The 19421-nt window shown below is 65.0% G+C and carries 19 protein-coding genes, 1 tRNA gene and 1 pseudogene; 11 read left to right on the forward strand and 10 right to left on the reverse strand.

Features of this window, described 5'->3' with window-relative positions; all coding sequences use genetic code 11:
* A complete protein-coding gene (locus KBY88_RS05235) occupies nt 1-813 on the forward strand; it encodes a hypothetical protein (RefSeq protein WP_254938866.1) in 813 nt (270 codons plus the stop codon).
* 3 nt (nt 814-816) lie between these two features.
* Nucleotides 817-1068: a hypothetical protein gene (locus KBY88_RS05240; protein WP_254938867.1), complete on the forward strand. Its 252-nt coding sequence runs from the start codon at nt 817-819 to the stop codon at nt 1066-1068.
* 3 nt (nt 1069-1071) lie between these two features.
* On the opposite strand, the gene KBY88_RS05245 is transcribed toward KBY88_RS05240, so the two are convergent.
* The 3 genes from KBY88_RS05245 to KBY88_RS05255 form a co-directional block, all read right to left on the reverse strand.
* Nucleotides 1072-1341, reverse strand: a complete 270-nt coding sequence (locus KBY88_RS05245; protein WP_254938868.1) for a hypothetical protein — start codon at nt 1339-1341, stop codon at nt 1072-1074.
* A 194-nt stretch (nt 1342-1535) separates the two neighbouring features.
* Nucleotides 1536-2018, reverse strand: a complete 483-nt coding sequence (locus KBY88_RS05250; protein ID WP_254938869.1) for a hypothetical protein — start codon at nt 2016-2018, stop codon at nt 1536-1538.
* Between the two features lie 323 nt (nt 2019-2341).
* Complete coding sequence (locus KBY88_RS05255; RefSeq protein WP_254938870.1) at nt 2342-2929, reverse strand: hypothetical protein; 588 nt, start codon at nt 2927-2929, stop codon at nt 2342-2344.
* A gap of 1082 nt (nt 2930-4011) precedes the next feature.
* Between KBY88_RS05255 and KBY88_RS05260 the strand changes: the two genes are divergently transcribed.
* From KBY88_RS05260 to KBY88_RS05275, 4 genes are read left to right on the forward strand one after another with little or no spacing between them, the layout of a single operon-like run.
* Entirely contained in the window at nt 4012-4674 is a 663-nt protein-coding gene (locus KBY88_RS05260; RefSeq protein WP_254938871.1) for a hypothetical protein, read from the forward strand.
* Between the two features lie 8 nt (nt 4675-4682).
* Nucleotides 4683-5096: a hypothetical protein gene (locus tag KBY88_RS05265; RefSeq protein ID WP_254938872.1), complete on the forward strand. Its 414-nt coding sequence runs from the start codon at nt 4683-4685 to the stop codon at nt 5094-5096.
* Nucleotides 5096-5968: a hypothetical protein gene (locus tag KBY88_RS05270; protein ID WP_254938873.1), complete on the forward strand. Its 873-nt coding sequence runs from the start codon at nt 5096-5098 to the stop codon at nt 5966-5968. The genes KBY88_RS05265 and KBY88_RS05270 overlap by 1 nt, the downstream gene beginning before the upstream one ends.
* 11 nt (nt 5969-5979) lie before the next feature.
* A complete protein-coding gene (locus tag KBY88_RS05275; protein WP_254938874.1) occupies nt 5980-7179 on the forward strand; it encodes a hypothetical protein in 1200 nt (399 codons plus the stop codon).
* A gap of 297 nt (nt 7180-7476) precedes the next feature.
* Here KBY88_RS05275 and KBY88_RS05280 read toward each other — a convergent pair.
* The 3 genes from KBY88_RS05280 to KBY88_RS05290 all read right to left on the reverse strand — a co-directional run bounded on the left by KBY88_RS05280 (nt 7477) and on the right by KBY88_RS05290 (nt 9735).
* Nucleotides 7477-7550, reverse strand: a tRNA-Pro gene (locus KBY88_RS05280).
* 69 nt (nt 7551-7619) lie between these two features.
* The gene (locus tag KBY88_RS05285; protein WP_254938875.1) at nt 7620-8687 is read right to left on the reverse strand and encodes a lactate/malate family dehydrogenase; all 1068 of its coding nucleotides are present in this window, start codon (nt 8685-8687) and stop codon (nt 7620-7622) included.
* Nucleotides 8688-8772: 85 nt separating this feature from the next.
* Nucleotides 8773-9735, reverse strand: a complete 963-nt coding sequence (locus tag KBY88_RS05290; RefSeq protein ID WP_254938876.1) for a hypothetical protein — start codon at nt 9733-9735, stop codon at nt 8773-8775.
* Nucleotides 9736-12144: 2409 nt separating this feature from the next.
* On the opposite strand from KBY88_RS05290, the gene KBY88_RS05295 reads away from it, so the two are divergent.
* Both KBY88_RS05295 and KBY88_RS16255 read left to right on the forward strand, forming a co-directional pair.
* A complete protein-coding gene (locus KBY88_RS05295) occupies nt 12145-12333 on the forward strand; it encodes a hypothetical protein (RefSeq protein WP_254938877.1) in 189 nt (62 codons plus the stop codon).
* A 627-nt stretch (nt 12334-12960) separates the two neighbouring features.
* A pseudogene (locus KBY88_RS16255) lies at nt 12961-13788 on the forward strand (penicillin-binding transpeptidase domain-containing protein).
* A gap of 261 nt (nt 13789-14049) precedes the next feature.
* On the opposite strand, the gene KBY88_RS05305 reads toward KBY88_RS16255, so the two are convergent.
* A complete protein-coding gene (locus KBY88_RS05305) occupies nt 14050-14292 on the reverse strand; it encodes a hypothetical protein (protein WP_254938878.1) in 243 nt (80 codons plus the stop codon).
* Nucleotides 14293-14498: 206 nt separating this feature from the next.
* Here KBY88_RS05305 and KBY88_RS05310 point away from each other — a divergent pair, with 206 nt between their 5' ends.
* Nucleotides 14499-14918: a hypothetical protein gene (locus tag KBY88_RS05310; RefSeq protein WP_254938879.1), complete on the forward strand. Its 420-nt coding sequence runs from the start codon at nt 14499-14501 to the stop codon at nt 14916-14918.
* A gap of 24 nt (nt 14919-14942) precedes the next feature.
* The gene (locus tag KBY88_RS05315) at nt 14943-15809 is read left to right on the forward strand and encodes a hypothetical protein (protein ID WP_254938880.1); all 867 of its coding nucleotides are present in this window, start codon (nt 14943-14945) and stop codon (nt 15807-15809) included.
* 109 nt (nt 15810-15918) lie between these two features.
* On the opposite strand, the gene KBY88_RS16155 is transcribed toward KBY88_RS05315, so the two are convergent.
* The 3 genes from KBY88_RS16155 to KBY88_RS05330 form a co-directional block, all read right to left on the reverse strand.
* Nucleotides 15919-16239: an alpha/beta family hydrolase gene (locus tag KBY88_RS16155; protein WP_315858103.1), complete on the reverse strand. Its 321-nt coding sequence runs from the start codon at nt 16237-16239 to the stop codon at nt 15919-15921.
* Nucleotides 16240-16377: 138 nt separating this feature from the next.
* Entirely contained in the window at nt 16378-16737 is a 360-nt protein-coding gene (locus KBY88_RS05325; RefSeq protein ID WP_254938881.1) for a hypothetical protein, read from the reverse strand.
* Nucleotides 16738-17081: 344 nt separating this feature from the next.
* Nucleotides 17082-17678, reverse strand: a complete 597-nt coding sequence (locus tag KBY88_RS05330; RefSeq protein WP_254938882.1) for a histidine phosphatase family protein — start codon at nt 17676-17678, stop codon at nt 17082-17084.
* 855 nt (nt 17679-18533) lie between these two features.
* Here KBY88_RS05330 and KBY88_RS05335 point away from each other — a divergent pair.
* The gene (locus KBY88_RS05335) at nt 18534-19421 is read left to right on the forward strand and encodes an efflux RND transporter periplasmic adaptor subunit (protein ID WP_254938883.1); all 888 of its coding nucleotides are present in this window, start codon (nt 18534-18536) and stop codon (nt 19419-19421) included.

Genomic DNA, 19421 nt, shown 5'->3' on the forward strand with positions numbered 1-19421 from the left:
ATGGCGATCACCACCCGCGACCAGCTGATCGCCGCGCTGGCGAACTCCCGCCACGCGCTGTTCGATAAGGCTTCTGTGGCGAACGCCGTTGCCGGTCGCTTCTACTCGCTCTGGCGGGCCACTGGCCAGCCCGGGCAGGGTGCGATCCCGGCGGCGCAGGTGGCCTGCACCAAGGCCTTGCTCGGTGCCCTGCCCTTCGACAACCAGGTGTTGCCGGTGGCGAACTACCTGGCCTTGGTGGATGTGGCCACGAGCTTGGCGACGGCCACGCTGGAGATCCACGATCGCCTCTGCCATCAGGGCGGCCTGGTGGGCAACGTGGCGACGTCTCAGACCACCAACCTGCCGCTGACCCTTGCTGGAGTGTCTGCTGAGCGCATCGGCCCGGCGGATCACAGTCAGATGCAATGGTGGCTCGAGTGGTACACAGACACGGGCGGAACGGGGGTGAACGCGACCGTGGCCGTGACCTACAGCGATGACACCACAGGCAACATCGTGGTGGCGCTAGCAGCCACCAGCCGCGCCAGCGGCCTCTATCAGATCCTCCCCGAGGCCGGTAAGACCGGCATCAAGGCGGTGAACAGCGTCATCCTCAGCCTCACGACCGGCACCGCCGGGAGCTTCGGGGTGACCTGCACCCGTTACCGCGCCGGGTTCTTCACGGTGGTGGCGAACAAGGCGGAAGTCTTCGACTGGGCGGGCCTGGGGCTGCCTCAGATCGCCAATGATGCTTGCCTGGCCTTGATCACGCTCTGCACGACCACGACCACTGGAGTGGCCAAGGGTGTGGTGCGCTTCTCGGCTGGCTGAGCTGTGAGCCGTGAAGTTCGAGATCGTGCTTTGCCCTTCACGGGTGGCTCCGATCGCTGGGACCGGGGCCCGGCGGGGCAGATCATCACCGATGAATTCTTCTGGGCGGTTGAGCCGCCGCCGGGGGGCGATGGCTTGCTCTCTTTGTGGAGCAGCGGCGCCTGGCTGCGTCGGCCGGCGAAGGTGTGGAGCGGTGGCGCATGGGTGGAGAAGCCGGCGAAATGCTGGAGCGGCAGCGATTGGTTGCTGACCTGAGCCTCAATAGCCCCCTGCAGCACACCACCCCGTGGCCTCGGCCTTCCGCGATGCCGCCTCGGCTGACTTGCAGCCCTGGCTGGAATACCCCACCCTCGCCTTGATCAATGCCGGCTCGTCGATACCGCCCAGACCTTGGTTCCAGCCTTCGTGACTATGCGCATCTAAGCGAATGGAGAGATCAGCCAATTCCTGAGTTACCACGTCCTCCTGCTCAAGCTGCCGCCGTCCTGGCGGGAGCTTCATGCCCGGAGGCAGAAGCTGCTGCAGCATGTAGCTTCTGCTCAAGAGGGGCCGCCCCGGCTGGTGATCACCACATCCCATTGGGAACAGATTGTCCAAGCATGTTCAGTGATGGTCGTAGCGTTCTCTTCTGATGATATTCACTGACACGCACCTTCGCCAAGCCGCAAGATGACAAGGCTGTAGATGCACGCATAAGGCGGCGGCTTTGGCGCATGGCGGTGTTAGTCAACATTCTCTTCATTATTGATATATTCCTCAAGGCGGTTCCATTTGAAGATTACAATATTAGAGGGTATCGGAGATCGACTGCCTTTGTGAATCATCCTTCGGACTGTCATAATCCAGCGCGATGTTTCTGGAGTGTCGGGGACCACCAACAGTCCCCAGCGCCCAGTGCATGATGCTGCAAGTAGACTGCCTAGGAAGTATTTCGATTTTGCATTCTCGACTTCAATTGCAAGACCGACCATTGGATTGGGGTTGGCTTCCTTGCGCCACCCTTTATCAAAGTCAACGGTCGCAGGAAATTCGCAAACGCCTAGCAAGTCGTTTAAGGCACTGTCAAGATCACTTTCGTGCTGACGAAATCTACAAATATCGGAGCAGGCAACTTCGTGACTCCTGTTGCCCTTTGATGCTATCGGCTCGATTGTTAAATCTACAATGAATGTGCGCTCCTCTGCATCGTCTAGGTGGTCAAACACGTTGAGCTTCCCAATTGGTCTCAATCCCTTCGAGAGGAAGTGCCGCCTGAGTCGAGACGTTATCGCGCGTTCGTTTAGCGTCATTTCAATAGCCTAACGTCCCCGATGACCTATCCCTACTTGCTTCTGGCATCCGAGCCTGCTCCGCAGGCGAAATACTAGAAGTGCCGCAGGCATAGGGATTAGGTCCATCGGTCTGTTCGCTTCTGTTAATTCACTTGAAAATAGTCTCTGGCTCTAACCCCGATGTACCATGTCAAAGTCTTGTTGACGGAGAATCCGATGATGACACCCACGCCAAATGGAATAGCTTTCTCCAAACCCTATCGTGTAAAAGTAATTCCGACTCTTTTAAAAATCTCTTTGACCGCAACTAAGGTGGAGCCCTGTAGATATTTCTGAACCATCTTGGTAAATGCTTTTGACCCAACCTCCTTGGTACCCTTTTGCGTAGCTTGATTGATAGCCCCGAGGCCTGCGATAATGTAACAAAGCCGTCTCTCCTCTTCCGAGAGGATATCGTGATTGTAGATATGAGCGAGGGACATCACCATCTCGACCTGAAACTTCATGCAAAGGGCGATATCGGCAGTTGCACCGCCGGCGACAGCGGCAACTGTTCCGATACCGGGGACAACTCCAGCAAGGGCAGTTGTGCCTCCAGTGAATGCCGCCATGTAGCTGTAGTTCTTGATGACCTTGTTGGCTACCATTTCCTTGACGTCCTCCTCATCACGTTCACCCTGATACCGTCTGCGGTATTTTCTCAGTATCGCGTCTGTCTCCTTTTTTATGTCTTCAGGTTTAGCCAGGACAAACTCTACTGCTTTTAACAGAGTCCATTCCTTTTTTGGGTTATTGCCATTGGGCTCTCCGCCCTCTGGTGCCGTTGGTGCTGTTGGTGTGCTCATATTGTTAGCGAACTTGTTATTGGATGGTTTCCGTGAACCGCCGCTGAGTGTTCACCCCTTTCCGTGAACCACGGCTCAAGGACATTGGGCGCATGGCAAGAACCTAGCCGCATCATAGGCTTTCAGATTCACCTATACAAGCTTTACCGTGGTTCTCGGACCCGAGAACCACTTGATCCTGGAGCTACACAATGTCTGCGGGCTTATGACCCCAAGCGGTCCATGATCGAGAACAGGCATAGATCTTGTTCGTGCTCACGGCATGAGGGCACATCAGATGCTGGATACTGCGGATGTCCTGCTCGATCTACGCAGGTGCTGGGCAGCTTTTCATTTGTCCCTCAGTGGCCCAGATCCTATGAGTGTTCGTGCCTTCTGGTTGATGGAAAGAACGAGCTATCAACTCTGCTGATCAGCAGAGAGAGATTCGGGTAGCGGAATCATCAATGGCAATAGCTGGTGACGTGACGCGGGACCTCGCCCTCAATGCCCTGGAGCAACACCGGCTCGCTGCTTGGCCCGCAGGGCAGCCCAGGTCCAGCTGGAGCGGCCGGAGCGGCGGGTGCCGCTGGTCCCCAAGGTCCGTCAGGCCCGCAGGGAACGCCCGGCACAGCCGGTGCAGCCGGGGCAACCGGCCCAGCCGGCCCAGCCGGAACGGCTGGAGCTCCTGGAGCAACCGGTCCGGCCGGCCCGCAAGGCGCGGCGGGCACCGGCATCAACCTCAAGGGTTCGGTGGCCACCTACTCGGCGCTGCCGACCACCAACCGGCAGCAGGGTGATGCCTACCTCGTCGCGGACGAGGGCGACACGCTCTACTCCTGGGACGCTACCGGCAACGTCTGGGTCAATGCAGGCGCAATCCAAGGCCCGGCCGGGCCGACGGGCCCCGCTGGAACGGCTGGTGCTCAAGGTCCGGCTGGCGCCGCTGGAGCTCAGGGCCCGGCTGGTACGGCTGGAGCAGCGGGCATCCAGGGCCCGGCTGGCGCGGCTGGCACCACCGGTGCGGCGGGCTCCCGCGGCACCGGTGGTTTGTGGGCTCCGGGCCGCCACCGGCCAACATTCCCGGCCAGATCGACGGGGACATGTACCTCGATACGGTCTCGGGGACCGTCTACAAGCTGACGGTGAGTGCTGGCACTCCGGTTGGCAGCCTGCCGGCGATCGGCGGCGCACTCGAGGGCGGCTACTACGGCGGGTTGATCTCGACTACGGCGAATGGTGTGGCGACCCATGCGCTGATCATTTCGCCCAAGTCCACCGGTCAGGCCCTGAAGGTGCTCAAGACCGCCAACACGGCCACCGCCGGGGCCACGAGCACCTTTGACGGCCTGGCCAACAGCAACGCCGCCAATGATGCGGGCCATCCCGCTGCCCAGTGGGCGCGGGCGCTCACGATCGGCGGCTACACGGACTGGTATGTGCCGGCGCTCTACGAGCTGGAGATCCTGTTCCGCAAGTTCAAGCCCGACAACACCGACGGCAACACTGGAGGGTTCGGCGCCAATGCTTACGCGGTGCCGGTGACGACGGCCAACTACAGCATGTCGATCCCGCCGCAGACCGTGGTGGCGGGCTTCTCCATTGGTGGTGCTCAGGCGTTCTTCGAGGGGAACATGTGGACCTCAACTGAGGATCAGGCCACCACTGCGATCTGCCAGGACTGGTATTACGGCTCCTGGGGGCCGATCAGCAAGAGCTTCAGCCAGACGACACGCGCCATCCGCAAGATCCCTGTGGTGCCCTGATGGGTTGGGTGGCGAGGATCGACACGCCTCGGCGCGTGGAGGAGCAGCGGGTCACGGCGACCGTTTCGGCGCCGTCGGTTCTGGATCTGACTTTTGTGGAGCTGGGCACTGATGGCCGCTTCCTGGCGGTCGGTTGTGACATCGCAGCCTGGATCACCTTTTATGCGAGCGCGCAGGCGCGGAACGCTGATACGGCGCGGCCGATCGTGGAGGATCCGCCGCTCTCAGCCGGGGTGCTCCTGGATCTGAGCTTCGATGGCGTGAATCCGTTGCTGCTGCCCGCACCGGGCTCGACCTACTCCAACGGTGAGACGCCGCTGCAGGCGCGGCTTTTTGCTCGGGTGAGGACCGCGCTGAATGTGGCCCATGCGGCGACGGTGACGGTGCGGGCCCTGGTCGAGCACGACACGGCGGGCAGCTGATGGCGGCAACGATCCGCGATCTCAGCCGGCGTGGTGACGAGCCAAACGCCCTGGGTGTGCTGAGCGCCATGGCGGCGTTGGTGGACACGGAGCTGGCCACCTGGATCAGTGCGGCCAATTCTCAGAACCTGGGCCAGTTGCTGAGCCTGCTCACCAACAGCGCGGGGGCGCCGGGCTTCCTCGGTTGGACGATCAAGGCACGGCTGGCTGCGCTGAGCGGTGGCTCGCCGGTGGAGCTGATGAGCCAGTGGGTGTTGAACACGACCACGGCGGCGGTGACCGCCCAGGTGGGCCTGGCTGCGGGCCATGCACCGGCTGGCGGCCTGGGTAATCACGGGTTGCTTTCCGGTGGCCGGGGCACGACGAACACAGCGGGCACGGTGACGCTGCCCATGCCGATTGGTGCGGCGACGGCCTGGAGCCTGAAACCGGGCCAGGAGTTCTTCGCCTTCTCGTTCTCTCAGCACAGCTTCACGAACCGACAGGCCCTGGCGCTGCTGATCGCCAAGGACGTCACCACCGGTGACTGGCACCTCTCGAACACCGACATGGCCGCTGTGATCAACACGGTGGCCTGGAGCCGCAACCTGCCGCAGCTGCTGCTGTCTGGGAGCTTCCGCCAGGAATGGTTCAGCAGTGGACCGCCGTTTGTGCTCAGTCGTCCGGCGCAGTGGATCCCGATCACGCCTGGTGTGGGCTACGTGGTGCCACTGCCGCCGGTGCAGTGGTGGGATCCGGTGGTGTTGCCGGAAGACCTGGCGATCTACAACCGCACCTTCTCCAACCTTGGCTACTTCAAGGCGGCTGATGGCAGCGAATGGCTGCAGCTCGGTCCCGCCCGCCTGGCGGTGCGGGTTGTTAATCCCACCTGACCTGAGACGCCATGGGCCTCGCCACCTCAGCCCAGCAATGGGCCTCCTGGAACTGGACCAGCAAGGCAGTCGATAGCCCTGGGCTGCGGCTGAGTGAGGCCTTCTCGGCGTTTGCGGCAGTGGTGAATGCAACGCCCGGAAATGCCGGTGTTCCGTTGTCGATCGTCAAGGATCACAATTCCGCGACGGGTGCAACGAACTTCGGGTATGTGTGGCGCCTGGGCCATCCGGTCAATCCGGTGCTCTTGAGCTTCTACAACACCAGCAAAGTGCAGGGCTACAACGCAGTGTCGAGCTCAGCCCTGTTGAGGCTGGGCCTGGAGAGCGTCTACACCAACGACAGCAGCAACGGCGGCTATGGCACGTTCGCGACGACCTTGTTCAGCGTCAACGCGGGCCTGTCCCATTACGCGCCGGATGGATCGCCCGCGATTGATTACGGCGCGATGTTGCTGGTGCTGCAGGACACGGCGCCAGGCCGTGAGTTCTTCTGCTACTCGATTGCACCGATCGGCGCGGACACCTACACGCAGAACCACACGATGGTTCTGTTCAGGTCACCGGCAACATCAGGCTGGAATGTGTTCTTTAACCGCTCAAACGCCTATGTCGGCATGTTCTATTCGCAGAACAGCTACATCTGGAACAACAACACGATGGTGGCGTCGTCTGTGATTCCGCCTCCGCCCACGGGCAGCGAACAGCAACTCATTCGCGGTTGCGGGTTGTATGCGACCACCACCAGCGGTGTGTTCGCTCCTGGCACCATCCAGCCACGGGTTGCGCTGCCGGATTGTCTCTGGCTGGGCAGCAACCAGATCAGTGATCCGCGCCGCCTGGGCCGGGCCGCCTCTCCGGCCGGCGGCGGCACCTTCTACCAGCTGGCAGCGGCGTACAGCGGTGCCACCGATCTCTGGTTCCTGCAGCCAACCGGGACGCCTGCGGCGTTAGCGGGCTGGAGCACGGTGGGCTCGTTGCCGTGGACCACGGTCCCCGATCGGTTGAGCTTCTGCCCGCTGGCACCGTTGCAGCCCCTGGCGATGGGGCCCGCTGCTGCTCCTGACTTCCTCACGGACTGGAGCACGGTGGCGGTCGGTGCCGCTGGTGTACGCCAGCACCCGTTCTATGCCAAGCAACTGCAGGGCAGCGACGGGGGTGGTGGCGGCGGCAGGCCCAGCAGTGGGGTGCTGTGGCCCCGTGGCAACGGTTGAGAGCTGCGGCCCTGCGGTGACATGCGGACTGATTCGGATTCGCTGTGAGCGCCGTTACCTGAAAGCGGGTGGCAAGGCGCACGAGCTGCCGAGTCCTGATCACCGGGTGTTCGATGTGCCGCCTGGGATGGCGAACCAGATCGCGCGTTGGTACCGGCAGCAGGGCTGGGAGGTAATCGAAGAGCCGATCTGAGACCCGGCAGATGAGGTGGATGTGCACGGGATGTGCACAACGGGCCTAAAATGGTCAAAAAGAAGGGCTCCCGGAATCTCCGAGAGCCTTTGGTATAACTGCAGTCGGGGCGACAGGATTCGAACCTGCGACCTAGTGCTCCCAAAGCACCCGCGCTACCAAGCTGCGCCACGCCCCGATTTACCCATCATAGGACTCCCCTGCTGCTGCCCCCCCCCCCGTGACACCGCAGCGCCTGCCTTGCGGATCATGAGGGCTGCATCACGGCCCTGTTGGCTGTGCTGATGGCCGCCATGGCGGCATGCAGGCCAGCCAGCTCGTCTGCCTCAAGTTCGAGTTGCTCCACGGCTTCCCAGCCACCGGCGCTCAGGATCACCGGGGCAGCGACCACACCATGGAGATCCAGCCATTCACCGGCCAGCAACACCTGGGCGGGAAGAATGCGCTGCTCGCCCGTAACCATCGCGGCGATGATTTCGGCAACCGCATGGGCGGTGGCAATTTCGGTGGTTCGGCCTGCCGTGAAGTGGATGAAGAAAGGCTTCACGACAGCGCGCAGGTCTGCGGAGAGCGTCTCTACGAGGTCATAGGCCTTCTGCACCTGCCCGCTGCGGATCAAGCCGAACATCTCCATCCTGTGAGCGCGCAGCTCCTGGGGAAAATCGGCCAGGGTTCGCCCGGCGCGGATGCGATGCACCAGGGCTGCCACCGCCTCGGTGGCCACACCCTGGACCCGCAGCTGGCTCCACAGAGGCAGCGCATGATCACCGTGCTGGCCAAGCATCAGCGCCTGCACCTGGGGCCGCCGCACCCCCAGATCAACGGCCAGCTCGGCACGCACGCGCAGGCTGTCAGACAATGCTCCTGCGCCGATCACGTGGCGGCGTCCGAGCCGTTCGGCGAACACCTGCACCCCGAGTTCCACCGGGTTGGACTGGACAATCACTGTGGGTGGGGGGCCGTTGCGGGCGGCCATGGCCTCGGCATAGAGCTGATAGATCGGCAGATTCGCCTTCCCCAGGGCGGCACGGTCGACGGCTGCGCCCAGATCGCTGGACACCGTGACACCAGCCAGCATCACCACCAGATCAGCGGACAGATCGGCAGGGTCGACCACCACCTCAAGGGCTGGGGCCCCATCGACGAACGCATCATCCAGATCAGCGCGCAGGCCCCACAGCTCATCCGCGCTGCGCCCGCCTTGATGACCCACCAGCTGCAGCCGCCCCGTGGCAGGCAGAAGTCGGCGATCAAGCAGCTGGCTGGCGAGTTGGCGGCCACAACTTCCAGCGGCGCCAACAATCGCGACATCCATGCCTGGATCATCTCCTTGTTCCCCTCCAAACTACTTGCAGCCCCAGGCAATTACAGAAACGGCACGGTGGGGTGCAACCGGCTCGTCAGCGGCGAGGAGCAATTCCCCAGGCTTCCTGCAGCTCCTTCAGAGGTTGATCGGCCACGGTGAAATAGTCGATGGCCAGGAGATCCCGGGAGCATTGCCTGCCCCGCTTGAGGGCGGCCACAACCCGCTCAGGAACCCCAGGCGCCGACACACAGTTCTGCTGCCCACCGGCCACCACACTGTCGAACAAGCCGCCTTCGTACATGGCCATCACGCCGAGAAACCAGAGATTGGCTCCCGGCACTGAGCTGCTGGCGGCACCAAAGGCGGCATTCTCCACCTCACCCACCACATCCACCTGGTAATCACCCAGCACATGCAGCCAGTCGTGATGGGCGAGGGCCGCGTTGGCGCCACCCAGTTCGCCGGGGGTGGTGAACCTGTTGTTCTGGTAATGCCGCCAGACGGCAGCACCAAGGCTCCCCGGCGGGGCTGACGCCAGGGCACGCCAGCGGGCCGCCAGGGCCGCATCCGGCTCGAACGTGAAGGTCCAGGCTTTGGGGCCATGCAGCTCCAGCAGCTGCTCAAAGCCCGCCGCCTGGCGGTCTTCCTCCCCCATCCAGAAGAGCCTGTAGAAATCACTCTGGGCCTGCGACCGGCTGTTGAACGCCACATCGCGGGCCATGACCAGGCTGCGGTCATCGACACCCAACCGTGCCGCCCAGCGTTCGATCGACCGTTCAAGCTCTGGCGGCACTGGATTCACCAGCATCTCGGCGAGCACCAGCAGCTCGACCAGCTCCCGTCGTTGCTGTGGCTGCGGAAACAGATCAACCGCCGCCTCCACATCAATTGCTTCCAGCTGTTCGAAATCCAGGGTTTCTCCCAGCAGCTCCTGGAAGATCGGGGCGAGAAAGCGGGGCTGGAAGGCTGTGGACCAGCGATGGCCGATCCGACAGGCACCGGCGATGGCTGCGGCCAGGAGCGGAGCCTCTGCCGGGCGGGTATGGACGAGAAACATGGCGTCAGGGTCGAGAGATGTGATCTGAGCCAGAAGAAGGCATCAGGTGGTCACCGAATGGCTCAATGCAAGCTGGCGCAGATCCGATAACAATGGCGGCTGAATCGGACTTTTGGCGAGATGGCAACACGGTTCTAAGCGGCGTCATCCGAGATGGACTGAAGGATCGTGCCCACGTTGGTAGACGTGGCTGAAGTTATGGCGGGCCGGAAGGCAAGCAGGCTGCGGAAAGGGAGGCTGCCGAAGCGTCATGGACAGGCATCGGTTGACATGATCACAGCAGCAGATTCTCTCGCTTCATCAAAGATGTCCACCTCCTATTCGTACAGCCTCGGGCTGGATGGAGCAGTTCAATGGGCGGCCTCAGCGAGTCTGAGGAGCCGCGGACTTTTGCATTGGTTAACCCAGCTCGAAGTGATGCCATGGGCTGATGGATGACGCTGGATGATCCAGACGAACCGGTGGAGCGTGGCTCGGATTTCAGACGAACTGGGCACCCAGGTCGACGCCCTCCACCAATGGTTGTGGGCCTGGTGGTTGCAAGCCGAGATGGTGGAGGCGTTCTCACCGGGACTGGAGGGCTTGAATGCTGCCGACCAGATCTTCGTGGTGCTGGAGACCGCTGGCCCCAACGTCATTGAGCCCCCCGCCTGCGGCAGCAGGGGGGCCTTCCCTGAGCAGCTGAACCGTTGGCGGCAGGCGTTCCTGGATGCCAACACCAAGCCTGGGCTGAGGTGGCCGAGTAGCAGGAGCACGAAAGGCTCCGAGCCCAGGGCCTGCGGGAGATCAAAACGTGCTAGTCGCTGCATTCTCCGCAGGAGTAAGAGGCACTGCAGCGCAGGGATTAAGCCCTGGCCAAGGAGACAGAACGGGGGGTCTGACGGACAGGCGGGAGGCCTACACCATCGGAGAGGCCTGCGGCACCTGTCCGGAGGACGCGGATGGCTGACCAGCGCTGCGTGCCGGTGGAGCGCGATCGAGTTGACCGGCGGAGCGAATCCCACTGGTGCCAGCCGGCTGAACGCCTATGGCGAACAGGGCCTGTCGCTGCGCACCCGTCCGCCGTAGGCCTTGCAGCAGCAGCAACAGATCGTGGCGGTACTGGCTGATCAGGCCACGTCTGCTCCATCGAAGAAGACTGCTTCCACGGCCCAGAGAGCAACCCCCAGCGGTTGTTGCGCCTGGCAAGGCAGCGCCATTGCCGCGGGTGTGCGCGGCTACCGAAGATGCCACGATCGGCGTTTCGCCCCAGGGCCAAACCCTCCCTGTGGTGTGGTCGTGGGGCAGCCTCCAATGCCCCGGTACGGTGCGGACTATGGGGCTGCATCCCTACCTGGCGGTCGACGTCTCGCAGCACTTGACGAAGCCATAGGCTAAGCGCGGGGGGGCACTTGGTGGCCGGGGAAGATGAGGGGGACTTGGTTGACATCGCCATCGATCAGATGCGGCACCGTGGCTGAAACAGCGTCATGGTCGCTCCCGGCGTCGGGGCTGGGCTGACACTGGCCTGAACAGCCAGCGCTGATCCTCCACGCCCCCCCCTGGCAAGGCCTGGACCCACGCGTTTCGCTGTGCTGCGGGGGGCCACCCTGGAAACACGGCTGGAGGTGATGGTGGTGCTCAGATCCTTCACCAGATCTGGGGGGATCGAACGACCACCTCACTTCGAGCCCCTGATCCGAACGCTCAGGAGCCGACCTGTCTGTTCCTGCCGGCCCATTGCCAGCACACAGGAGGCTGATGGGTCGGTGGCACGGTTCTGGCTTGGTGTCAACACCGCCCCGTTGGTATCACGTTCGTGACGCTCCCCCCTAGGGCCAGAGCGGTGCTGCCATGGCGATCGGCCAGCAGCGAGCCGAGAGCCGCGGGAACGCCCGTCAGCTCCATCCAGGCTGCTGGAGCCGAAGCCCCCCTGCTCGCTCAACCCGAAGACGTCTGTCTCAACAGGCCACCGGAAGGTTCCAGGCCGAAGCTGGCGTTGCCCGTGATTCAGGCGGCTTGAGGGCAGCCGAGACGTAACAGCCCCCCTGGACGTCACCCAACGAAGCGGTGGCCGGGAGGAGACCACTCCCATGCCGTCACGGGTGCCAGGCGCAGCTCAACCAGAGGCCCATGGGCGTCGGCCCGCTGCCCCATGCAGCCGCACAGCCCCATCGTCCTCAGTCTCGATCCCCAGCCTGGAGTCCTCAGCTGGCATCAGCCGTTACCGCTTCGCGGGCCTGCAGCTACTGGCCCCAAGGGATCAGGCTGATCAGCTCCAGGTCGCTCCATCTGCCCGCTGGCCCTCCGGTCGCCAGGTCCCCAGCACCGCCAGGAATCGCTGCTGATCCACCCCCTTGAGCAGCCGCAGAGCCTGTTGGCGGGATTTACCCTCCCGCCAACCTCAAGTGACAGACGCAGGCCCTGACCATGCCCCCCAACCTCGAGCAGCTGGGCCGCGTTCTGTTACGTGGACTCCGCATCGGTGCCAGCACGATTTCGATTCTGGAGCTGCTGCGCAGCGACTGGACCGGCGGCATCAGCGCTGGGGTGGCCTGGCTGGTGTTTCTGCAGGTGGAGCGCCGGCTGTCGCCCGAACCGACGGACACCCAGCGTTGAGAGCGGCCTTGAGCGCTTCGCCGCCAGCCGTCGCCGGTGTCAGGCCGCTGTCTTCCCGCCAGAGATCCGTTTTCTCCCGCTGCAGCCACTCCTCGGCTCCCCTGGAGCTGCGCTGCCCGTTGAACAGCGCCCTGCTGAAACCCAGCGAACCGCCATGCCGGCGCCCATCGGATATGGAGCGAACTTGGTCCCCAGCGCCAGCTACTGCCCTTGGTGGCTTCGGCCGACAGGATGAAGGCATGGGGATCAGTGGAGCTGGTGGGATCACCGCCCTGGAGGTCTTGGTGGTGCCCCCGGTCCTCCTTCGCGCCAGCTCCGCTCCGCTGGCTCGCGGGTGGCCTGCATCGGGGGCTCCACGGTCGGCTGAGCCAGGGGAGTGGCCCGTTGATGGAATCAGCCTGACGGGGCCCTGCACCTGAGCGGCCTCCCGATCGTTCCTGTTCAACTGTTGTCGAGGCACTTACTCAGCTGATCGAGCACGTGCCACCCCACGTTCCACCACCGGGTCGAGCTCTTCAGGTGCCGGGGTCACCGGCCCCAGGCTGTCGCCGGCAGTCAGCGGATCGACTTGGGTTGGCAGGATGGCTGAATTCACCGCGAAGGCCCGTGCGCTCCGCCCCAGCAAGCCTGTCTGTGGCGGCTGCGCTCGCCCTGAAGTGGCCAACGGCTGGCAACTGCGCTCCCTGGCGGGAGGAGCCGAGCGTGGCGGCTCTGTTCCAGCAGGCGAAAGCGAACGGCACGTTCGTACGGCTTGATGAGCGCACCGGTCAGCAGCGTGGGCACAACCAGCTCCGCGCTGAGCAGCGCTTTTCGCCGGCCTCCACGTTCAAGATCCCCAACTCCTTGATCGGCCTGTCGCTGGGGCCGTGAGGAACGTCGACGAACTGATCCCCTCCACCGGCGACGCCAACCCGTTCCTGGGCGAGTGGCTGGAGCCGATGGGGCTGCGCGGGGCGATCAAAGTGTCCAACGTGCCGATCGATCAGGAGCTGCCCGCCTCATTGGCCTGTCGCGCATGCACGCTGCGATCCAGTGGCTTGGCTACGGCAACCGGCAGATCGGAGGTGACGTCACCAGCTTCTGGCTGCGGCTTCCCCTGGCGATCAGTGCGGTGGAGCAGACCCTTTTCCTCTCCAGGCTGGCCCACCAGAAGCTTCCCTTCCCCAGGGGTGCCCAACAACAGGTCACCGAAATCACCCGGGTCGACCCGGCCCGGGCTGGAGCCTTCACGCCAAAACCGGTTGGCAGAACGACCCTGGTGCCGGTTTGGGCTGGTGGGTGGGCTGGGTGCAACGGGGCGATCAGATCACGCCCTTTGCCCTCAACATCGCCATGATCGGAGCAGCCGATGGTCCCAGGCGGGAGCGACTGGGCCGCGCCAGTCTGCAGGCCCTGGGAGTGTTGCCAGGCCCGCCGAGGGGGCCAAGTTCCGGAGCCATGAAGCCCTCTTCATGAAGCCCCGTTGCCCCCGACGAAGACCGTTGTCGACCCGCCGGAGCCTTTGCCATCGATGGTTGGTCGGCCGCTGGTGAGTGCATCGACAACCGGGAGGCTCCAGAGCGTGGATGACCTCCACCTGAGCTGCAGCCAGGGGCGCGCTGACGATCCGTTCCTGCAAACACCTGAGGATCACCCAGTCAGAACCTGGTCGGCTTGATCGGTGTGGTCGTTGCACCCCCGCGCGGTGCCACCTCGGCAGGGGGAATCGGGCGACGATCAGTTCTCGGGCTCTCCTGGCTGTGCCGTGGGCTCCATGGTGATGCCCAGGTCACGGCAGGTCTGGAGAGGATCCACGCCAGGGGCCAGGCCCAATGCCTTGCGCAGCGCATCAAGCTGCCCCACCGACTGCAGATCGATCGAGCTGGCGACCTGCTTGCAGGCCAGCTTCTGCAGGGCCTGGGTATCGGGACGGCCACACCCGGTCAGCAGCGCCACAACGGTGAAAGCACCAACAGTCATCCCCCTGATCATGGCCAGCGATGCGGAACCGACGCCAACGTAGAAACAACGACCCGCCGCTGCACCAGGACGGCCTCGAACCGGTCTTCCCTGTCATCAGCATGGAAACCCAGGGCCCTTTGGGAGCCCCGATGCCATCACTTCTCCGCCCGTGCCCCCCGAGGAGATCCTTAGGATCCGTCCTCCGCCGCTGCCAGCACAGTTGTATGGCCCGACGTCTGCTTGCCCTGGCCATCGCAGCGCTGGTGCCAGCCCCGATGCCCTCGGCCGCGGCAGAACCTCCCCAGGCTGACTCGCCCTCCCAGGTGCCGGCAGCAGCGCCCAGCCCAGCCGAGAGCGCGGCGCAAACCGAGGGCCTGGCGGCTGAGGCCCAGAATCCGATCGCCAACCTGGTCAGCGTTCCCTTTCTGTACAACTACACACCTGGGATTGGGCCCAACGGCGAGCAAAGCCTCAATGTGCTCAACATCCAGCCAGTGGTGCCCTTTGCGCTCAGCAAGGACCTCACCCTGGTGACCCGCTCGATCCTGCCGGTGCTGAGCCAGCCCACCGCAGCGGGCACCCGGAGCGGCATCGGCGATCTCAATCCCAGCTTCTTCTTCGTGCCCAAGGGCAAGGGCCCCTGAACCCTCGGCTTCGGCCCCACGCTGGTGTTGCCCACGGCCAGCGACAGCAGCCTGGGCAGCGGCAAGTGGTCGGCGGGGCCGGCGGCGCTGGCGGTCTACAGCCAGGGCCCCTGGGTGGCGGGAGCGCTGCTGAACAACGTGTGGTCGTTTGCGGGTGCCAGCGACCGGGGCCCGGTGAGTGCCTTTCTGCTGCAGCCGTTCATCAACTACAACCGGCCCAACGGCTGGTATCTGGTGACCTCGCCGATCATCACCGCCAACTGGCAGGCCGCCGCTGGTCAGCAGTGGATCGTGCCGGTGGGGGGCGGTGTGGAGCGGTTGTTCCGCGTGGGTGGCCGGCCGATCAATGCCTCCCTGCAGGCCTACGCCAATGTGCTCAAGCCCACCAACGACGGCGACGTGACGATCCGGGCCCAGGTCCAGTTCCTCTTCCCCCAGCGCGAGGGCGGACCTTGGGTTGGGGAGCACCGTCCTCGCATCCGTGGCGCTCGGGTTTGTCAGCGCTGGCGGGTGGGTCAGAGCCCCCATGACCGGCCCAGACAGATCTCTGGCGCCGCTCCCCAGGCTGCAGCCGACGCCCCAGGCTCGGAGAACCCCAGCAACGGTTGGGCTCAGGTGTGGCTCAGGCCCCATTGCCGGCCCCTTCCCGCCCTGGGCATCGAACTGGTGCACCACCGCCGTCTGGCCCTGTTCCGCCAGCTGCCGTCCAACGGGTTGGCTTGCTCCGGTTCGAACCGTTGCGCGGCGCGGGCCTCCGCACCGAGACGCAGCGGATCCTGGCGCTGCCGACGGCGAGCCATGGAGGAAACCCTTCAGCGCCTGTCCAGCATGGAACGTTTCGAAGGCTCACTGGCAAGAGCCTCTTCCTGCAAGCCAGGCCTCAGCCGCTGAGCCACTGGCGCAGGAAGGTATCGCTCCACGCCGCTGCCGTGGCCCAGTTCTCCGCCTCGCTGCGGCCGGAGCTGAGGGTGGGCTTGAAGCTGTCGTCACCGCTGGGAATTCAGCGCAGCCAGAGTGGTCGGCCGGGCGGGTGGAAGGGGTAGCCCAGGCAGAGGCAGCCGCGCACTGCGGCGCTGGTGGCCAGTTCATCGGTCAGCAGGCAGGCCACCCGCCCACCCATCGACTTGCCACCGATGAACAGCGGCCGCTCAGGCCCCTCCGCCTTCTCCAGCTGCACCTGCTGGCGGAAGGACTCCTGCAGCACTGGCATCCGGTCGGGACCCTGCCGTGGGTTCAGGATCCGCTGCCGGGCCATGGACGGAAACTCGAAGCGCACCACCCGCCAGCCCTGTGAAGCCAGGCCGTCGGGGATGGCGGCCATGAATGTACGGACTGTCCATCGGCGCGCCGTCCCCATGGGCCAGCAGCACGGTGGCCGGCGCAGCGGCGGGACCGTTGATCAGGCGGGGCGCGGAGGTTGGGACGACACCCGTCATGGCCAGAGGCTGCTTGCCCCCGCCTAAACCGCCGGGGCCAGGCCTACGGGCGCCAGACGTCGGGCGTCGAGCCTCCGGTCGCGGCCGTTGTGCGCCTTGTCGACCGCCGTGACCCGCAGGGAACCCTCACGCTTGTGCCCCACAGAGGCCAAGGAGCGGGTCTTGGGCCACCGCCGGGGTGCTTCGCCGGCGCCGGAGAGGCCCTCGATGGTGTCTACACTGCCGCGCACGACGGCGGCCGCCTCTGGCCCGAAGCGCTCGGCGATCAGCGGGGCGAGGCAGGCCAACGGCTTGCCCTTGCGGGCCTGACGGCGGAGCAGCTGGGCAGTCCTGTGCAGAGCCCCGTGATGGCGCTCGCTGAGCGTGGGGGATTGGGTCTTCATCGTCTTCATCATCTGCGGCGAGTCATGGTTTGGCTTTGGCCTCCGCCTTGCGCGTCGCGAACCTGATCGGCCTCCCAAAGGAGATCCATTTCGGCTTCTGGGAGGGGCATCGGCTGGGTTCACCGCCTGCTCGCACAAAGGGCCCGCCCGCCAACCCAGGAACGGGCGGCGCTGGCCCGCTGGCCTGACCACGTCTGCGCTTTCCTGGTGTTCTGCACGCCGGCCCCCCCGCGCCAGGTCGCTCCAGCTCGAACAGCTCAGCCTGCCGCTGGTCGTCATTCAAGGCCAACAGGCCTGTGGGGCGGCCCCAGGCACCCTGGCAGGAGTCCCACCCCCGCGGAGCCTCAAGCGCCCTGTGGTGCATTCCAGCTCTTCACCGCCGGGAGGCCCCGGTAGTGCGACAGCACAGAGAGCGTGGAGGTATCGAGCAGGAAATGCTGGCCCTGGCCGGCAGAGAGGCCGATCCAGCGGGCAACGAACACCCGCAGGACATGTCCATGGGCGAACAGCGCCACGGGCCCGCGGGCGGCCCGCACCCTGGCGATCACCCGATCCACGCGTGCAGCGACCTGGGCGGGGCTTTCACCGCCGGCAGCGCCGTCACGGAACAGCAACCAGCCGGGCTGCTGGAGCTCGATCTCCGCGGCCGTGAGGCCTTCGTAATCGCCGTAACTCCATTCGGCCAGATCGTCGTCGACCTGAACCCGCGCGCCCAAGCCAGCCAGCCGACAGGTCTGCAGCGCCCGCTGACGGGGGCTGGAGAGCACCATGGCCAGCTCCATCCCAGCCAGCACCGGGACCAGGCGCCGGGCGGCCTCTTCGCCGTGGGCGGTCAGGGGGAGGTCCGTGGTGCTCGTGTGCCGGCCCGAACGACTCCAGGCGGTTTCACCGTGGCGGATCAACACAGCGTCAGCGGGCGAAGGCTCCTGGGCAGCAGCCATGGTGTCTCTCGGGAATGGCCATTCTCCCGTGGGTGTAAGTCGACAGGGCCTTCGCGGCCTTCGAGCTCCTGGAAGCGATCCGGTTGGGCCGCTCGCCTGCGCAGGCGGCCGGGAAGGACAACCCCAGCAGGAACGGCCAGGCGGTTGCGTCTTCCCAACACCCTTCCAATCGGGTGAAGGGTGGTCAGCGCTGGCCTGGTTGGGCCCCCGCGTCGGACGCAACTGGTCTTGAATCCCTTTCAGGTCCGTGCATCAGCCCTGCGGATCCGGGCATCTGCGCCCATGGATCAGGCGGCTACGGATCTGGCGCCCACCGACCGGCCACCGCTGCGGAGGGGGCCCGCTGGCCAGGCGGGCCCGAGGCCCCCAGGCCGTGACGTGCTCCCCATGGGTTGACCAGGGCTTTCTTGCCTGCCTGGCAAAAGCTCATGGGCCCAGGCCCCGTCGGGCTGTTGCCTGCGGCAGGGAGAGGCCTTCCCACCTGCTGGTCCGCAGCCAGGGGCCTGGCCGGCGGGCCGTTGATTGATTGGGGTCCCCAACGACACGGCCAAGGCGGCACCAACCAGCTCTGTGCCTGGTGCCGCGCTGATCGAGCAGGGTGAAGGGCTGATCACCGACCCGCCCATTGAGGCCGCTGTGCCCGAAGGCCTGGGTGCCCCGTTCGCGCTGACGCCAGGGGACCCAACCCAGCCGGGGCCGACCCCCAGGACGTGGCTCTGGGTTCCTGGATGCGCTGCCGCAGCTAAGAAACGGCGACCGTTTGTTCGTCCTGCCAGCCGCTGATCGCTCGAACCTTCCCCGTCCAGCTGCCGGACGGCATTCTCCCGTTTGCTCAGCACGCTGGGCTGGCGGAGGATGCAAGGGCCGATCAGGCAGAGCCGAGAGCCGAAACGGAACGGGGGCCTCAAAGGCAGCCCACCCCGGATTCTCAGCGGATGGGGACAGGATGGTGAAACGTTGAGGCTTGTCGTTGGATGCCGATACGTGCCAAACCCCTGCGCGTGTCGGCACCCCGCAGGTTGGGGCTTCCCCTGGCTGCAGGGCTGCTGCTCATGGCCCCCGGCTGTTCCGCCCCACCGGGACCGCCACCGGGCGGTCTGCTGCCGGTGCGGACAGAGCCCGTCAGCCTGGGGGACTTCAACAACCAGCATCGACACGGTCAGCAGCCTCGAGGCCCTCGATCTGGTCCAGCTCTCCGCCCAGGCGAGCGGCAGGATCGAGCGGGTTCTGGTGGGCCAAGGCAGCCAGGTCCGCCAGGGTGACCTGCTGCTGGTGCTGGATCAGGAGCAACAGAGGGCCGATGCGATCAGTCTGCGGGCCAAGGCCGCCAGTGACCAGCTCAACTACCAGCGCTACGAGTCACTGGCGCGCCAAGGGGCCGTCAGCCCCATCCAACGCGACCAGTTTCGCCAGGAGTCGAACGCCTCCAGGGAGGCCCTGATCGCCAGGGAGGCCGACCGCCGCTTCCGCAACCTGTGTGCCCCGATCAGCGGCACCATCGCTGATCTGCGGGTGAAGCAGGGTGATGTGATCGCGAGCGGTGACCCCTTCACCAAGTTGGTCCGCAACGACCGGCTGATGGTCAGGGTGGAGGTGCCCACGGTCTACGCCGAGCGGGTGCGGCCAGGCCAGACCGTGCTGATCAGCGATCCCGCAACCGACCGCCCCCTGGCCCGAGGCCAGGGGGCGGTCGCTCGATCCGATCGTGAGCGAGGGGAGTCAATCGCTTCTGGCCAAGGCTGA

The organism is Cyanobium sp. Morenito 9A2, from assembly GCF_024345575.1.
In the GTDB taxonomy this organism is placed as follows: Bacteria; Cyanobacteriota; Cyanobacteriia; order PCC-6307; family Cyanobiaceae; genus ATX-6F1.

Bases quoted from the DNA above. Each gene is read 5' to 3' on its own strand.
- KBY88_RS05310 (WP_254938879.1), top strand. From the start codon at position 14,499: ATGGCCCGACGTCTGCTTGCCCTGGCCATCGCAGCGCTGGTGCCAGCC.
- KBY88_RS05325 (WP_254938881.1), bottom strand. From the start codon at position 16,737: ATGAAGACCCAATCCCCCACGCTCAGCGAGCGCCATCACGGGGCTCTG.
- KBY88_RS05255 (WP_254938870.1), bottom strand. From the start codon at position 2,929: ATGAGCACACCAACAGCACCAACGGCACCAGAGGGCGGAGAGCCCAAT.
- KBY88_RS05295 (WP_254938877.1), top strand. From the start codon at position 12,145: ATGCCCCCCAACCTCGAGCAGCTGGGCCGCGTTCTGTTACGTGGACTC.
- KBY88_RS05245 (WP_254938868.1), bottom strand. From the start codon at position 1,341: ATGCTGCAGCAGCTTCTGCCTCCGGGCATGAAGCTCCCGCCAGGACGG.
- KBY88_RS05235 (WP_254938866.1), top strand. From the start codon at position 1: ATGGCGATCACCACCCGCGACCAGCTGATCGCCGCGCTGGCGAACTCC.
- KBY88_RS05260 (WP_254938871.1), top strand. From the start codon at position 4,012: ATGTACCTCGATACGGTCTCGGGGACCGTCTACAAGCTGACGGTGAGT.
- KBY88_RS05305 (WP_254938878.1), bottom strand. From the start codon at position 14,292: ATGACTGTTGGTGCTTTCACCGTTGTGGCGCTGCTGACCGGGTGTGGC.
- KBY88_RS05270 (WP_254938873.1), top strand. From the start codon at position 5,096: ATGGCGGCAACGATCCGCGATCTCAGCCGGCGTGGTGACGAGCCAAAC.
- KBY88_RS16155 (WP_315858103.1), bottom strand. From the start codon at position 16,239: ATGGCCGCCATCCCCGACGGCCTGGCTTCACAGGGCTGGCGGGTGGTG.
- KBY88_RS05275 (WP_254938874.1), top strand. From the start codon at position 5,980: ATGGGCCTCGCCACCTCAGCCCAGCAATGGGCCTCCTGGAACTGGACC.
- KBY88_RS05285 (WP_254938875.1), bottom strand. From the start codon at position 8,687: ATGGATGTCGCGATTGTTGGCGCCGCTGGAAGTTGTGGCCGCCAACTC.
- KBY88_RS05335 (WP_254938883.1), top strand. From the start codon at position 18,534: ATGCAAGGGCCGATCAGGCAGAGCCGAGAGCCGAAACGGAACGGGGGC.
- KBY88_RS05330 (WP_254938882.1), bottom strand. From the start codon at position 17,678: ATGGCTGCTGCCCAGGAGCCTTCGCCCGCTGACGCTGTGTTGATCCGC.
- KBY88_RS05290 (WP_254938876.1), bottom strand. From the start codon at position 9,735: ATGTTTCTCGTCCATACCCGCCCGGCAGAGGCTCCGCTCCTGGCCGCA.